General features: G+C 60.9%; 1 protein-coding gene. It reads right to left on the bottom strand.

All coding sequences use genetic code 11. The features are described 5' to 3' along the window. Nucleotides 1-215 (bottom strand): hypothetical protein (locus FDX22_RS20295; protein ID WP_186805384.1); only part of this gene is annotated, 215 nt, incomplete at both ends.

Raw genomic sequence — 215 nt, 5'->3', positions numbered from 1 at the left:
AGACCGGCAGACACCGCATCGCCGAGCAGAAATCGCTGAGCACATCCCACGCCTTACACTGCGTGGTCAGATAGGCATTACAGGTGATGCGCGGCTCCGTGCCGCCAAAACCGTCCGGTACTGACTGGTCACAGTACTGCCCGATGACATACAGCGCCCATTTGTCCACGTCTGCCGCCCCGAGGCGTTTTCCCATGCCGTAACGTGGGTGGGTG

The sequence above is a fragment of the Citrobacter sp. TBCS-14 genome (assembly GCF_005280805.1).
In the GTDB taxonomy this organism is placed as follows: domain Bacteria; phylum Pseudomonadota; class Gammaproteobacteria; order Enterobacterales; family Enterobacteriaceae; genus Citrobacter; species Citrobacter gillenii.
The sequence above is the reverse complement of the archived record's forward strand: the minus strand, read 5'-3'. Positions and strand labels throughout refer to the sequence as shown.